16 protein-coding genes are annotated in these 14,959 nt (G+C 52.7%); 8 read left to right on the forward strand and 8 right to left on the reverse strand.

All coding sequences use genetic code 11. The features are described 5' to 3' along the window. Nucleotides 1-17: 17 nt before the first annotated feature. Nucleotides 18-1,019 (reverse strand): helix-turn-helix transcriptional regulator, encoded by a 1,002-nt coding sequence (locus LGT44_RS04545; RefSeq protein WP_230331310.1) that lies wholly within the window; start codon nucleotides 1,017-1,019, stop codon nucleotides 18-20. Nucleotides 1,020-1,148: 129 nt separating this feature from the next. Between LGT44_RS04545 and LGT44_RS04550 the strand changes: the two genes are divergently transcribed. The 3 genes from LGT44_RS04550 to LGT44_RS04560 all read left to right on the forward strand — a co-directional run bounded on the left by LGT44_RS04550 (nucleotide 1,149) and on the right by LGT44_RS04560 (nucleotide 3,562). Further along, nucleotides 1,149-1,916, forward strand: coding sequence for an SDR family NAD(P)-dependent oxidoreductase (locus LGT44_RS04550; protein WP_225693022.1), 768 nt, complete (start codon nucleotides 1,149-1,151; stop codon nucleotides 1,914-1,916). A gap of 66 nt (nucleotides 1,917-1,982) precedes the next feature. After that, entirely contained in the window at nucleotides 1,983-2,486 is a 504-nt protein-coding gene (locus LGT44_RS04555; protein WP_230331311.1) for a 2,4'-dihydroxyacetophenone dioxygenase family protein, read from the forward strand. 14 nt (nucleotides 2,487-2,500) lie between these two features. Further along, on the forward strand, nucleotides 2,501-3,562 hold the full coding sequence (locus LGT44_RS04560) for a zinc-binding dehydrogenase (RefSeq protein WP_230331312.1): 1,062 nt from the start codon (nucleotides 2,501-2,503) through the stop codon (nucleotides 3,560-3,562). A gap of 82 nt (nucleotides 3,563-3,644) precedes the next feature. Here LGT44_RS04560 and LGT44_RS04565 read toward each other — a convergent pair whose 3' ends face one another. Continuing rightward, nucleotides 3,645-5,486, reverse strand: a complete 1,842-nt coding sequence (locus LGT44_RS04565; RefSeq protein WP_230331313.1) for a GGDEF domain-containing protein — start codon at nucleotides 5,484-5,486, stop codon at nucleotides 3,645-3,647. A 130-nt stretch (nucleotides 5,487-5,616) separates the two neighbouring features. Next, nucleotides 5,617-6,132: an MOSC domain-containing protein gene (locus tag LGT44_RS04570; protein WP_230331314.1), complete on the reverse strand. Its 516-nt coding sequence runs from the start codon at nucleotides 6,130-6,132 to the stop codon at nucleotides 5,617-5,619. A gap of 195 nt (nucleotides 6,133-6,327) precedes the next feature. Between LGT44_RS04570 and LGT44_RS04575 the strand changes: the two genes are divergently transcribed. Together LGT44_RS04575 and LGT44_RS04580 are read left to right on the forward strand one after the other, a co-directional pair. After that, nucleotides 6,328-6,615 (forward strand): hypothetical protein, encoded by a 288-nt coding sequence (locus LGT44_RS04575; RefSeq protein WP_230331315.1) that lies wholly within the window; start codon nucleotides 6,328-6,330, stop codon nucleotides 6,613-6,615. A 61-nt stretch (nucleotides 6,616-6,676) separates the two neighbouring features. Next, nucleotides 6,677-7,237 (forward strand): CBS domain-containing protein, encoded by a 561-nt coding sequence (locus LGT44_RS04580; protein WP_145466458.1) that lies wholly within the window; start codon nucleotides 6,677-6,679, stop codon nucleotides 7,235-7,237. Nucleotides 7,238-7,309: 72 nt separating this feature from the next. Here the strand turns inward: LGT44_RS04580 and LGT44_RS04585 are convergent, their stop codons facing one another. Together LGT44_RS04585 and LGT44_RS04590 are read right to left on the reverse strand one after the other, a co-directional pair. Continuing rightward, nucleotides 7,310-8,941 (reverse strand): long-chain-fatty-acid--CoA ligase, encoded by a 1,632-nt coding sequence (locus LGT44_RS04585; protein WP_230331316.1) that lies wholly within the window; start codon nucleotides 8,939-8,941, stop codon nucleotides 7,310-7,312. 85 nt (nucleotides 8,942-9,026) lie between these two features. Further along, nucleotides 9,027-9,497, reverse strand: coding sequence for a DUF6314 family protein (locus tag LGT44_RS04590; protein WP_145466460.1), 471 nt, complete (start codon nucleotides 9,495-9,497; stop codon nucleotides 9,027-9,029). Nucleotides 9,498-9,534: 37 nt separating this feature from the next. On the opposite strand from LGT44_RS04590, the gene LGT44_RS04595 reads away from it, so the two are divergent. Then, a complete protein-coding gene (locus LGT44_RS04595) occupies nucleotides 9,535-10,395 on the forward strand; it encodes an EamA family transporter (RefSeq protein ID WP_230331317.1) in 861 nt (286 codons plus the stop codon). A 10-nt stretch (nucleotides 10,396-10,405) separates the two neighbouring features. Here the strand turns inward: LGT44_RS04595 and LGT44_RS04600 are convergent, their stop codons facing one another. From LGT44_RS04600 to LGT44_RS04610, 3 genes are all read right to left on the reverse strand, one after another. Continuing rightward, the gene (locus LGT44_RS04600; protein ID WP_230331318.1) at nucleotides 10,406-11,059 is read right to left on the reverse strand and encodes a DsbA family oxidoreductase; all 654 of its coding nucleotides are present in this window, start codon (nucleotides 11,057-11,059) and stop codon (nucleotides 10,406-10,408) included. 104 nt (nucleotides 11,060-11,163) lie between these two features. Next, entirely contained in the window at nucleotides 11,164-11,889 is a 726-nt protein-coding gene (locus LGT44_RS04605) for a substrate-binding periplasmic protein (RefSeq protein ID WP_230331319.1), read from the reverse strand. 176 nt (nucleotides 11,890-12,065) lie between these two features. After that, on the reverse strand, nucleotides 12,066-12,920 hold the full coding sequence (locus LGT44_RS04610; protein ID WP_145466464.1) for a metal-dependent hydrolase: 855 nt from the start codon (nucleotides 12,918-12,920) through the stop codon (nucleotides 12,066-12,068). Nucleotides 12,921-13,153: 233 nt separating this feature from the next. Here LGT44_RS04610 and LGT44_RS04615 point away from each other — a divergent pair, with 233 nt between their 5' ends. Together LGT44_RS04615 and LGT44_RS04620 are read left to right on the forward strand one after the other, a co-directional pair. Next, nucleotides 13,154-13,609: a YaiI/YqxD family protein gene (locus LGT44_RS04615; protein ID WP_145466465.1), complete on the forward strand. Its 456-nt coding sequence runs from the start codon at nucleotides 13,154-13,156 to the stop codon at nucleotides 13,607-13,609. Between the two features lie 88 nt (nucleotides 13,610-13,697). Further along, nucleotides 13,698-14,705, forward strand: a complete 1,008-nt coding sequence (locus tag LGT44_RS04620) for a 2-dehydropantoate 2-reductase (protein ID WP_225693014.1) — start codon at nucleotides 13,698-13,700, stop codon at nucleotides 14,703-14,705. Nucleotides 14,706-14,959 lie beyond the last annotated feature (254 nt).

The raw sequence follows: 14,959 nt of genomic DNA on the forward strand, positions 1-14,959 counted from the left end.
CCTTTCTGGCACCAACTCTAAGGCCGATGTTGCTTCTGCCACGCCCGTGGCGATATTCCCGTCCAGCGGCGGAAATGCCGGCTGAATACCGCTACCTCGGCATAGCCCAGCTGCAACGCCAGTTCGGTGATGGTCTGGGCGCCGTAACGCAGTTGCTGCTCGGCCAGACTCTGTCGCACCTGCTGTAATAAGCCACGGTAACTCTCACCATTCTGCTGCAGCCGGCTTTGCAGCGTGCGCTCATGCATGCCCAGCGCCGTCGCCACCCGTTCGATACAGCATTCGCCGGTGGGCAGCAGGCGGCCAATGATGTCCCGTGCCTGATCGGCCAGATTGCCGGGATAGCGGCTTTGCAGATAGTGCAGATGCTCCTGCAGATGGCGATTCAGTGCTTCTTCGTCCTGATGATTGCGGCTCGCCAGCTGGGAGCTTTTCAGCACCACACCATCGAAAGGTTCGGCAAAACGCAGCGCTGGCAGCGTACTGTTGCGTGCATCTGCGGCCTGCCCGGCCGGGGCTGGCTGGCGCAGGTGCAGCGTCAGGGCGGTGCTGCTGATATTGAGCAGGCTGCAGACAAACATCGCAAGCTGCGCCACGCTCAGCTGCATCAGTTGCTGCATTCCATGAGGGGACTGCACATTGATCGACAGCGCCAGCCGCACCTGCTCGCCCTGCGGCTGCACCTCCAGCGCCACGCCCGCCGCATGCAGATACAGATTCTGATTCACCCGCGCCAATGCTTCGGCCACCGTCGCCTCGCGCGATACCAGCATCGGCAGGTCGCCGAGCACATGCAGCGTCTGCCGCTGGGCCAGCACAACGCCAAACAGCGGCTGGGCACAGCGCTGGGCGGCTATTTCCAGTAATCCGGCCAGGCGCGGATAGGCGATATAAGTATTCGGATCGCGGAACTGCGCCTGACGCAGGCCTGCCTGCTGCATCAGTTCTATCGGGTTTTGTCCGTATTCCAGCACCAGTTGCTCGAACTGGGCGGCTGCACCACTGCGTACCAGATACATCCTCAGACCTTCCGCTATCCCACCTTCAATACTCGCAATATATCAACTTAAGCTCGTAAAAGGTCAAGAACCTGTGCAATTAACCACCTACATTGGTGCTTAACAACAATAACAAGCAAGGTAAAACGTATGCGCTTAACAGGTAAAACCGCGGTAGTCACCGGCGCCGCAGGTGGCATTGGCCAGGCCATTGTCAGCAAGTTACTGGAAGAAGGTGCACGGGTTCTGGCTGTGGATCTGTCGGCCGAAGCCCTTGAGGTTTTTAAAAATCTGAATACCGACCGCGTACGTACGCTGGCGGTTGATGTTACCGACTACGCCCAGGTTGAAAAGATGGTGCGCCATGCCGCCGAGCAGTTCGGCCGCCTGCACATTGTGATTAATAACGCCGGTATCGGCCTCGCCAAACCTCTGCTGCAGCATGATCCGAAAACCGATTTTGACCCGGTTACGCGCGTCAATCAGCACGGTGTGTATTACGGCATTCTGGCCGCCGCCCGTCAGTTTCAGGCACAGGGCAGCGATGGCGTAATTATTAATACCTCATCGGTGTACGCCAGCATCGCCTCCGAAATGACTTTTGCCTACAACGTCAGCAAGGCTGCGGTCGATATGATGACCAAATGCGCAGCGCTGGAGCTTGCAGGCCTGGGTATCCGCGTCTGTGCTGTAGCACCGGGACGGGTGGATACGCCGATGCTGCGCCAGTACGAAGCACTGGGCCTGTGGGACCATATCCGCAAAGAGCAGATGCGCCAGACCTTTACCCAACCGGCCGAAATCGCCAACGTCGTGGCCTTCCTCGCCAGCGACGAAGCCAACTGCATTAACGGCTGCACCATCAGCGCGTCCGATGGTTTCGAAAACTTTAAATACCCCCTGCTGGACCCCGCTTAAGCAACAGGAAAATCCGGCATAAAACCCCGTAACCAACAATAAACATAAAACCGTGAGGTACTAACCATGGCATTACCCGACGTTATCCAGCATCAGAATTTTTTACTGACCCTGAACACCAACGAAGAAAATTTAATTAAAGATGCCCTGCCCGGTGTTGATGTGTATCCGCTGTTTCTCGATCCGGAAAACGGCACCTGGGTTATCCGCGCAATATTCAAAGCCGGCGTCACCCTGCCTAAGCATTTCCATACCGGCGTAGTGCATTTTTATACATTGAGCGGCCGCTGGAATTATCTGGAATATCCCGATCAGCCACAGACCGCCGGCAGCTATTTATATGAGCCGGGTGGTTCGATTCATACCTTCCATTGCCCGGAAGAATCCGGTGGTGCTGATGGCTTTATGGTAATTTCCGGCGCCAATATTAATTTCGATGCCGACGGTAATTTCATGAACATCATGGATGCCGGCTGGATCGAGCAGATGATTATTGCCGCCGCCAAAGCACAGGGTGTAACCCCGCGCTATATCAAACCCGGTGCGATTGCCGGTTTCAGCAACGACTGAGCAGGAACAACACTATGGCAACCATGAATGCTGTTGTAATGCAGGACGGTGCGCTGAGTGTGCAGCAGATGCCTTTGCCCGAGCCGCAGGCCGGGCAGGTACTGGTGCGCAGTCTGGCCTGTGGAATCTGTGGTTCTGATCTGCATATTACCCGCCATACCGGTGAGGTGTTTGATTTTTACCGCAAGCTCGGTGTGATGCCGGACAGTCTGGATAATCATACCCCGCTGTTACTCGGCCACGAATTCTGTGCCGAAATCGTCAGCTACAGCCCGGCAACGGAAAAGAATCTGCCCATCGGCAGCCGGGTTACCTCGGTGCCGATTCTGCTCAGCCAGAACGGTGCCGGTGTTGGTGTAACACCGGGGTTAAGCGGTGCTTATTCTGAATATTTTATTCTCGACGAAGCTCTGCTTCTCCCAGTGCCCGATAACGTACCGGCCGAAGCTGCCGCACTGGCTGAACCGCTTGCCGTTGGTTTGCACTCGGTTAACCGCAGCAATATCGGCGCAGAGGATACTGCTTTGGTGGTCGGTTGCGGGCCTATTGGTCTGGCGGTTATTTCGGCGCTGAAATTACGTGGCATCAAAAATATTGTTGCCGCCGATTTACAGCAGGACAAACTGCAGATCGCGCAGGAATTTGGCGCCACGGCCAGCGCCAACCCGGCACAGCAGGATGAAGTGGCTCTGGCCACAGAGATTGCCGCCGGTCAGCGTCTGGTGATTTTTGAGTGCGTTGGCCTGCACACATTAATTGATGGTTTTGTGCAGCGCGCACCGGCCAATGCCACGCTGGTTATTACCGGCGTGCATACTGCGGTGTCGGCGATTAATTATGCTTACGCCACGGTAAAAGAACTGGATATGCGCTTCTCGTACTATTACCAGCCGGAAGAATTCAGCGAATGCCTGAATACTATTGCCGAAGGCAAAGTGCCCTGGCAAAAGCTGCTGACCGGTAAGGTTGGGATGGATGGTGTGGCGCAGGCATTCCAGCAATTACTGCAGCCTAACCCACATATCAAAGTGGTGATTGAACCCTGGCGTAACGGTGCACTGGAAAGCACGCACTGAGCATCGTTCCATGGCGGTGGTTTATTTTTAATAAGCTACTGCCCGCTTTAAAGGCGACTGTTAACACTAATTAAACTACCTGCTAGAGAATACCCGGTGACTGGCCGACATGAGGTTCACCATCATAGTCCAGCGCGATACCGTGCTTACCACCACGCTTAACCTGATACATAGCTTCATCCGCGCAACGCAGCAGTGTACTCATCGTTTCGCCGGATAAGCGCCGCAGACAAATGCCGATACAGGCACTGACAGCAACGGTCTTACCATTATTCAGCTGAAAAGGTTCACTGACGGATAACAGTATCCGGTTGGCATGCTCATACACCACCTGCGAACTTTTCACATCGCGCAGAATAACGACAAACTCATCACCACCTAAACGCCCGGCTGCATCATTTTCGCTGATTGAAGCCCGAAGACGACGGGCAATTTCCTGTAGTAACTCATCGCCAGCCCCATGCCCATAGCGATCATTTACCGGTTTGAAATCATCCAGATCAATCAGCATCACCGCGGCACTTTCATTATCCGGGGCGTATTTTTTTATCTGCGCAAAAATACGCCGCAGACCATGACGGTTATTTAATCCGGTTAAAGCATCTTCGGTTGCCTGACGCTCCAGCTGGTTTTTGGCTTTTTCCAGTTCAGCGGTACGTTCCGACACCCGGCTTTCCAGTATCCGTTCCTGCTCCCGCAATGTGTCCAGCAAGGCCTGCTGAGCTTTTTCCTTTTGCCGTTTTAAATCGTTAAAGCGTGCGGCAAGTGCAAACGACAGCAGCAACATTTCTGCTGCTGAACCTAACTGCATGCCATACACGGTAAAAAAATTAGACGGAATCAGGCCAGCGTTGCGCACCGATAACAATGCCGTGCCAATCAGCAATAATGCCCAGGCCGTGACAAAAATACGTGCCGCCGGTATTTTACGCCGCACCGCCGCGCCTCCGGTGACCAGCAATGTAACGGTTGTCATAATGCCCATCACCGACATGATCTGTAAGGCATGCTGAACACTGCTGATCAGTGTCAGTGCCGCCCCGGCCCACCACAGCGGAATGGCCATACCGAGAAAACGATGCCAGCGCGGAGCCAGCGTCTGCATCTGCAAAAAACTGCGGGCAAACATCATTGCCAGTGCCGTTGCCACGCTGAAGCCGGTCGGAACAATACGATCAGCCAAACCTGTCAGCGCCATATCCGGCCAGAAAATTAACGACCCTATGCCATTCATGCCGGAAGCGGCAAAGCCAAAGGTAAAGACAAAGGCCGAATATAAAATAAAGGTTTTCTGACGCAGCGCCAGAAACAGTAAAAAATTATAACAACCCAGTGCGATCAGCATGCCAAAATACAGCGCCAGAATAATGACCGTCTGGGTATGATGCAGAGAATATTCACGGGCTGATAATAAACGGGTATTAAGTGCCATTCCCGCATGGTTAACAATGCGTATATAAAGTTCGGTTTTTTCTCCTGGATTCAACTGCAGCGGGAAAGCAGGTTTACGCCCGGCTAATGGCCATTGATCAACAGGAATATAACGCCCGGCACGCAGTGTTTCGCGGCCATCTGCACGGACAATGTACAGGGTAACGTCGTCAAGATAGGCATATTCAAATTCCAGAATCCACGCCTGTGATTCCTGCAGCTGTGGCTGTATTTCAATATGCAGCCAATATGCATCATGGGTATAACCAAAATTCAGCTGACGGCGGTCACTGACGGCAGAAAACCCGCCGGCGCGGGCCAGAATGTCATCTAATCCTGCCTGTGCTCCCTCATCAATCAGGTAACGGCTGTGCTGATCAAGCAGAATTTCCTGATCATTGTCTGTTACCGTTAGCGCCGCCGCTGTCTGCGACAGACACAGCAGCAGAGAAAAGATGAACGCCATAACAAACGGCGATTTATGGTTATTCAAGTATGTTCCTCATTCTTTCAGGAGACAGGCGCGCAAGATTGCCGCGCAGCCAACGATCTGCTGAAGCTCTTAATCACGGATAATAAATATCAGGCAGTATAGCCGTTACAGGATGATGAACAGGAGGACGTTAATCGGGCAGCTGTTCGTCCGCGCTCAGACAGATCACTTCATCACCAACCTGAATTTTTCCGGCACGTAATATTCTGGCGCACAAACCGCCGTGCCCGAGCATCGCCGCATGACCACCAGGGCCAAGCACTTCATCCATGCGCGAACAGGGGTGGCACAATGCCGTTGCCTGAAATATGGCATCACCAATACGGAACTGCTGGTAACGTAAGGCCTGCAGGTTAATACCACTGACCATCAGATTACGCCGTAGCAGTGCCGGATCAATGCTCTCACGTTTAAGCAGTTTTGCCACAACATCCAGATGCTCAGCATTAATCAGTGTTACCTGTCGTGCCGACCCCGGCGTTCCCTGACAACGGCGGTCGCCTTCAAGGCCGAGATCCGCAATAGCATAGGTCTGCGCCACACTCAGCAGTGCCGCTCGCCGCGCAGGGCGCAGACCAATCCAGTCAAGCCTGCCCTTATCCAGAGCGCCGCTGAAGCGATCAAATAATGTGTGTTGACGGCTCATAAAAATCACTCACAAATGACAGGACCGAACGCGGGCATAGTACTACGTCTGCGCCGCAGCATGGATTATTCCTGCGTAAACAAAAGCCTGGCATCAATTTCATAACATAAGTTAACGGAACCCACATGGCCGGTACGGATCATACGAACTAGACTGAAAGTATCTTCTCAGTCAGGTACCGGAGACGGCTCCCAGATGTTGCGTACGTTGCTCTGTTGTTTACTGTTGCTCAGCCCGGATTCCAGCCCGCTGGCCGGGGTATCTGCAACAGCCGGCAACAGTTCACCGGATTCATTACTGAACATCGACAGCAGCGGCCAGCAAAGCATCGCCGATAGCAGCCACGGCGATGATCCACAACTGACCCACACTGGTTCACCTGCATTATTTATCCCTGATGGTTACAGCCGGACTCCGGTCTGGCAGTCATTCAATGTTTACTACCTGCCTTTATCCCCCATACGTGCCCCACCAACAGCCTGATAGCAATTTAACCTTTCAGATTTTCGCACGTTTGCTGCCCTTGAATGATCAGGAGATTACTATGCCTAAACTCACTCTTTATCCGGTTGTCAGTGTGGATGAACTGGTATATCCGGAACAGTCCCCACGCTACACACTGGAAAGCCGTGCCATGCAGTTCTTTACCGATTTTTATACCATTGAACCTCTGGTAATTGATTCCACCGTATCAGCGATTGAAGCCCGCAACACGATGATTAAAACCCATGTGCGCATGAAGCTGGTAGTGGATGAGAATGAGCACTTTGTTGGTGTTATCAGTTCACGGGAGTTATCGGAACAGAACATTATGGCCAAAGCCGCTCAACTGCATCACAGCCGTGAAGATATTCAGGTTACCGACCTGATGATCCGCAAAAAAGATTTACTGGCACTGAATATTGATGAGGTTAACCGTGCCAGCATCAGTGATGTTGTTAACTTCCTGAAGGATAATCACCAGCAGCATTGCCTGGTGGTGGATGAGCAGATGCATCAGATCCGCGGGATTTTTTCAGCCAGCGATATCTCACGCAAACTGCAGTTGCCGATTGATATTAATGAGCAATCCAGCTTCAGTAAGGTATTTGACGCAGTCTCCTGATTCTTTGACCGTTCAGCAGATAATAAAAAACCCCGCTATGCGGGGGTTTTTATTGTTCTGCCAGGACCTGAATCAGACATCTGCCGTTGTCAGAAGATGATTTTCATACTCTTTGCGCAGATCCACTTTCAGTAATTTACCGGTCGCAGTATGTGGCAGGGATTCAACGAAAATAATGGCATCCGGCATCCACCATTTGGCAATTTTATCGCTGAGGTAATCCATCACATCCTGTTCTGTCAGGTTGCTGCCCTCTTTACGAATGGCCAGCAGTAACGGACGCTCATCCCACTTAGGATGACGGGCGCCGATCACACAGCATTCAACCAGTTCCGGATGACCAACTGCGGCGTTTTCCAGATCGATCGAGCTGATCCATTCACCGCCGGATTTAATAACGTCTTTGGAGCGGTCAACAATGGTGAGGTAATTATCCGGACTGATGGTTGCCACATCACCGGTATCAAACCAGCCATCAACGAAATTACTGCGGTCATCATTTTTATAATAACCACTGATAATCCACGGACCACGCACCAGCAGGCGACCGAAAGTTTCACCATCCCGTGGCAATTCTTCGTTCTGGTCGTTAACAATTTTCATCTCAACACCATACACAGGACGGCCCTGTTTGGCCTGCAGCAGATAGCGCTCTTCCAGCGGCAGCTTTTCCATATGGTTGTTATGCGCGTTGACGGTACCAATCGGGCTCATCTCGGTCATGCCCCAGGCATGAATCAGGAAAGCATCGTGTTTTTCCTGGAACGCACGGATCATTGACAGTGGTGCCGCAGAACCACCAACAACAACGTTTTTAACCGACTCGAGTTTTTTACCGATGCTGTCCATATGATTCAGCAGCATCAGCCACACGGTTGGTACGCCGAGTAATAAATCCGGTTTTTCTGCATCGATCAGTTCCCACAGGGATGCGCCATCCATACCTGGTCCCGGGAATACCTGTTTGGCACCGGTAATTGCAGCAGAATACGGAGTACCCCAGGCGTTAACGTGGAACATTGGGACAACCGGCAGGAAGCAGGATGTGGAAGCCAGACCCAGCGCTTCTTCACCGATGGATGCCATAGCATGAATAACCGTTGAACGGTGGCTGTACACAACACCTTTCGGATTACCGGTGGTGCCGGAGGTGTAACACATACTCGCAGCACTGCGCTCATCAAACTCCGGCCAGGTAAATACATCCGATTCTTTCGCCAGCAGGGTTTCATAACACTGCGCGTTAGGCAGTGCTGTCTGTGGCATTTTGTCTTCATCACAGAGCACGACAAAACCTTCGACGCCGGTAATCTGGTCTTTAATACTTTCCAGCAGTGGCACAAAGGTTAAATCAACAAAAATCCAGCGGTCTTCGGCATGATTAATAATAAATGACAGCTGCTCGGCGAATAACCGCGGGTTGATTGTATGCAGCACGGCACCTGAGCCCGACACACCAAAATACAGTTCAAAATGGCGGTAACCATTCCACGCCAGCGTAGCAACACGGTCACCTTGCTGAATCCCCATACGGGCTAATAAATTAGCCACTTTACGTGCACGCTGTGCGGCATCGCGCATGGTGTAACGGTGAATATCGCCTTCACAGCGACGGCTGACGATTTCGCTGCCGGGGTGGGTTTGTTCGGCATGCTCCAGCAAACCGGAAATCAGCAGCGGACGATCCATAATCTGGCCAAGCATAATTAGTCCTCGTTATTTATTTTTATCGGATATCAACATACGACACATTAAGAGGATTAGAGTAATGACTCAAGGTTCTTTCGTGTTACGAATTGTCAGGAAAATAACGATAAAACAGATGTTCATCTTTTTTCGGGCCGGTGATGTGCCAGGTCAGCTCAAAGCCATTAGCACTTTCGCGCAACTCTCCGGAATATAAGTCATTAATACAAACGTGATCTTGCGCACTTTTCCATAATCCATCAGTCGTTGGAATGAGTTCGAACAAAAAGACCGGCTCACCACGGCGTCCATGAGAGAGGACAATTCCGCTGGTTGTCTTACGCCAGATAAACCGATTATGCATCTCAACAATCTGGCCATTCTGCAGCTGAAACTCGCCCTGCTCGATAAAATGCCGCTCATCAGCGTTGCTGTCGTCTATCTGCACCTGACCGCGCCCTTCTCCCTGCCAGCCGGTCAGCGAGCGTGGCCCGGGACGGGATTCGTATGTAAAACCACCAATGGTTGCCAACCGGTTCCACAGGTGCTGGATTCGCTCCGGTGTTTGCTGCATGCTGCCGCCTTTACTGCTTCTGTATGGATGTTCGGGTATGCCAATTCTGTGGGCCGTTACCCTGCTTTGGGCCTTTTCCTTCTCGCTGATCGGGGTTTATCTGGCCGGTCAGGTCGACAGTTATTTTGCCGTATTAACCCGGGTTGTGCTCGCTTCTCTGATATTTATTCCCTGGCTTGTCAGAAATCCCGTTGCCCCGGCTCTGGCCGTGCGTTTAATGGCAATCGGCGCCGTCCAGCTGGGGCTGATGTATCTGTTTTATTACCAGTCTTTCCTGCTGCTCAGCGTACCCGAGGTGTTGGTTTTCACCATTTTTACGCCGGTGTACGTGACTCTGATTTATGACCTGCTGGCGCGGCGTTTCCGCGCGGCTTATCTGTTCAGTGCCATCATTGCCATTCTTGGCGCCGCGATCATGCGCTATAACCAGCTCAGTCAGGATTTCTGGCTGGGTTTCTTTGTGGTGCAGGGCGCCAACCTCTGTTTTGCCAGCGGTCAGGTGCTGTACAAACGTCTGCTGGAAACCTGGCCTTCTTCACGACCGCTGATTCAGCATCAGAGCTTTGGCTGGTTTTATCTGGGTGCATTGCTGGTTGTACTGCCCGCCTGGCTGCTGCTGGGCGGGGATAAATATCCGGCCAGCCCACTGCAGTGGGGCATTCTGTTATGGCTGGGAATTGTCGCTTCGGGGCTGGGATATTTTTTCTGGAATCTGGGGGCGACCAGAGTCAGCAGCGGTCAGCTGGCGATTATGAATAATGCGCTGATTCCGGCGGGTTTGATTGTTAATCTGCTGATCTGGAACCGCGATACCGATGTATTACGGCTGGCAGCGGGCGCTGCGGTGATGATGCTGGCGCTGTGGCTGGTCAGCCGTTATCAGAAAAATAACGGCTGACACGGACGGACTATTCGTCGGCGGCAAACAGGATTTCGGTTAAGGCTTTAACGTAACTTTCCGGTGGCTGAGCGCCGGAAATCAGATATTTCTGATTAAGAATAACCGCCGGCACCGAACGGATACCCACCTCCTGCCACTGCTGCTGGGTGGCACGGATGGTGTTGGCATAGCGCTCTTCCGCCAGTACGGCAGCCGCTTCTCCGGCATCCAGCCCGGTTTCTGCCGCAATCGCACATAATTCTTCAGTGTTACTGACATCGCGTCCATCACGGAAATAAGCCGTAAACAACGCCATCTTCAGCTCGGTTTGTTTGTCCTGCTCCGCCGCCCAGTGCAACAGTTGATGTGCGGCAAAAGTGTTGAGAATGCGCTGTTCATCGCGGAAATTAAAGGTAAAGCCCAAACCGGCACCCATCTGCGTAATACGCTCACGGTTAGCGCGGCTTTCCTCGTCGCTGCTGCCGTATTTTTCTGCCAGATGTTCACGCAGGTTCTGCCCTTCGGCCGGCATATCCGGGTTCAGTTCAAAGGGTTGCCAGTGAATATCGGCGACAATTTTGTCCTCCATTGCCGTCAGCGCCTGACGCAGACTGGCATAGCCAATCGCACACCACGGACACATAACATCGGAGACAATATCAATACGGAGAGTGGTTTTCATACGGGATTCCGCCACAGAAAAGCGGCCAGTATGACCGCCTCTTCTGTGCCTGACCAGTCATGCCAGTGCAACAGTTTTACCTGCTGGCTGCTGTTTTCCGGGCATTAATCAATATCGACGCCATGACGCTTTTTCAGCGCAGCGACCAGATCCGCCTGGTCACGCAGAAAGGCGTTAAATTCGTCGATAACCTGCGGATGGGCCATCGTCGATAAACTGAAATCGGCATCGGCATAAGGCAGTTCACGGTCAAACACCAATGCCCCCGCCTGACCATTTTCTTGCAGACGTTTGGCGGCAACCACCACATTGCCATAAGCCCCTTCGGCACGGCCAGCCAGCACGCTGCTGAGTGCTGCATCCAGATCATTAACCTCCTGCAAGGCGATGCTGCCCTTACCAATGGCATCCATATACACCCAGGGTGTAAAGCCACGTATGGTGACCAGTCTGGTCAGGGCTTTACCCGGCTCGCGTGCCGCAGCCACCATGACACCATCAGTGGCCACCAGCGTTACATCGCTGTAATACAGCGTTTTATCACCGCGTTCCGACGCAGCCCATTGCGGGTTATCCGGATATTTAAAGTCGAGCTTACCGCCTAAAAAATCAGCGAAAAGACGTTTTACCGGTAACGGACGATAGCTGAAGGTATGCCCGGAAGCTTTGCCAAACGCATCAAGAAGATCGCGGGCATAGCCCTCATATTTGCCATTATTGGTGGCATAAATCGGGCTGTATTCCAGGTTCTCCACGCCGACCACGTAATCACGGGCGGCAGCGGTCGGGATAATGCACAAACTGAGTAACAGCAGAAAAGCAGATTTCATATCGGGCCTCCGGCGCAGCCAAAAAAAACACGGCACCACGTATTCAACCCGCCAGAGAGAAGGCAGGAGAACGGCATGATCCGTTCTCCCTCAGCGTAGCCTGTCAAACTATCGCCCGATGACCCATTTTGTAACCCTGAAGTGATTACGCCCTGTAAAGAATCCCCGGCTGCAACTTATGCCGGCTGAGGATCTTCGCGGCGCAGTTCATTCTGCCACTTTTCAATCAGAGCACGGTTGTCGTGATCCCAGGGGTGAAAACTTTCCTTAAAGAAATCACGGTATGGCTGGCGGATATTCGTCAGCATTCCTTTGTTACCGTACATAAAGCGACGGAAACCTTTGATATCGCTCCATGAAGGAAATTTACGCGCCCACCACAGCAATGCCACCATGTATAACGCGATACGCACATTAAACATAAAGGTCGCCAGTTTCAGTACACGGCGCAGATATTTGCGGTCGCCTTCCATCTGCATATACACATCAAAAGCCACGGCTTTATGTTCAATTTCTTCAACGGCGTGCCAGTACAGAAGATCTCGTACAGACTCTTCCAGTGGCTCCAGTACTTCCGGATTCTGCAGCACGAATTCCGCCATAATCGCAGTCATATGTTCCATGCCCACCGTCATCGCCAAACGGAATTTCGGTGTTGCGAATTTGCGCCGGGTAAAACGCTGAAGATCACGCTCCAGATGATGCTCCAGCTTAACCGCCTCAATCCCCAGGTTCCGCAGCGCTTCATTAATCTGCTTGTGCTGATGGCTGTGGTGGCCTTCCTGACCGATAAATCCACGGATCTGTTCTTTTAATGAGGGATCGGTAATACGGTCACGATACTGCCGCACCGATGCAATAAATTCTGCCTCCCCCGGCGGAAAGGTCGAAGACAGTGCACCAAAAAATACGGATAAGAGAGAGTTTCCGGCAAAGAAAAAACGCTCTTTGATATTGCCAAAAGGAAAATGCATGCGCCGTGGTTTAATTTCCACATCGGCCGGAGTACGGGTAGTTACAGATGTATTCATCAGCGGATCCTCATCTGAAATGTGAGAGCATTTATTGTTATGTTTACAAGCAGCTCTGGTGCATTTACGCGTTGCTGTTTTGTTGTGTGCGGTTAAAACTATGCCCTCACCCGCTTAACGCACAGGTGAATAAACGCCAACCTGGCCTGATCCCACACAGATTGGCACAATACTCCCGCATGATTGGCCCAATCAGAAAATAATGACTATTCGCAGACTAAAGGACACTCTTTATGCCCACCATCTGGGTTGATGCCGACGCCACACCACGCCCTGTTCGTGATGTGATCTGCAAAGCCGCTGTCCGTACCGGCATGACGGCGTATTTTGTTGCCAACCATGCCGTGCCACTGCCGCCATCTCCCTTTCTTAAAGCAGTGCAGGTAGAAGCCGGTTTCGATGTTGCCGACAACCTGATTGTGCAGCGCTGCAGTGCCGGCGATCTGGTGATTACCCAGGATATTCCACTGGCCGCAGAGGTTATTGAAAAACAGGCACTGGCTCTCAATAACCGCGGTGAAACATACACTCCGGAAACCATCCGCCAGCGCCTGAATATGCGCGATTTTATGGAAACCCTGCGCTCCAGCGGCATACAAAGCGGAGGCCCGGCAGCGTTCTCCGAACGCGATAAAGCCCAGTTTGCCAATGCCCTCGACCGCTGGCTGGTAAAACAGAAAAAAGCCTGAAAAGTGCGAACCAGTTCACACACTCATTACTTGTTAGACAGTAGTAAAGCAACGCACACTGCAACTCCCGCGATGAAGAGATCCGTTTATGCACATTGTTGTTTATGGTGCCGGTTCCATCGGCTGCTATCTGGGTGCAGCCCTGCATCTTGAAGGACTGTCGGTTACCCTGCTGGGCAGACCCCGTATTCAGGAAGAAATAAAACAGGCCGGCGGTATTCATATCAGCGACTATATCGGTGGTGATCAGCTGGTCAGCGGCATCTCCTTCGAGCACAAAGAAGCGGCACTGGCTCAGGCCGATATCGTTCTGGTTACCCTCAAATGCCTGGCCATGGAACAGGCCGCCGCCGCGCTGGCACACTATTGCCGTCCCGGTACCCGGGTTATCTGTCTGCAGAATGGCCTCGGCAGCGACCGCGTGGTGCGCGAACAATGTCCGCAACTGCTGGTGTCTCAGGGGATTGTTGGCTTCAACGTACTGCATCAGGACAACGGCCACTTTCACCGCGGTACCGACGGCGCAGTTCATCTGAGCGACGACGATGCTTTTATGCCGATCCGTGATGCCTTGCTCGAACAGCAGATTCCCTGCCTGCTGGAACGCGATTTCCAGTCGGTTGCCTGGGGCAAACTGCAGCTTAATTTAAACAATGCCATTAATGCGCTGGCCGATATTCCGCTGAAACAGGAACTGGAACAGCGTGGTTACCGCCGCGTGCTGAGTGGTGCCATGAAAGAACTGGCAGCCGTCGCCGCCAAAAAAGGCATCCGTCTGGCACGCATGACCGCACTGCCACCGGCATTATTACCCGGCCTGATTAACAGCCCGGATTTTATCTTTCACCGGCTGGCGAAAAAGATGCTGGAAATTGACCCTCAGGCGCGCTCATCGATGTGGGAAGACCTGCAGCAGAAGCGTCTGACCGAAATTTATTTCCTCAATGGCGCCGTTGCCGCCGAAGGTGAAAAGCTGGGCGTGTCTACGCCGGTAAACCGCACCCTTTGCCGCCTGATTCACGAAGTGGAAAGCGGTAAACGCCAGCAGGGCTTAAGCTCCCGCGAACTGGAGCTGGAGATCCGCAGGGGTGGGTAAAGAGTTTTTTTTGATCAGCACCGTAGCTAACAAAAACAGCATTTTTTAACATCCAGGCCTAATGCCTCCCAGGGGAACTTATCCCCTTGCCGGCGGGCCGACCCCAGCTTCGCGCTTTCTGGGCCGTCACCCTCGAAACCTTGATATTTACTGGCCGCGCGCCTCATCGGCCATCCATGGCCGGAGCCGCTTGTCCGCATCCCTGCGGACAGACCAGACATATCAGCGGTTTCTGCGGCGGCCCCAGAGGCGCA

Origin of the sequence: Thalassolituus alkanivorans (assembly GCF_020447205.1) — a bacterium.
Lineage (GTDB): Bacteria > Pseudomonadota > Gammaproteobacteria > Pseudomonadales > Oceanobacteraceae > Venatoribacter > Venatoribacter alkanivorans.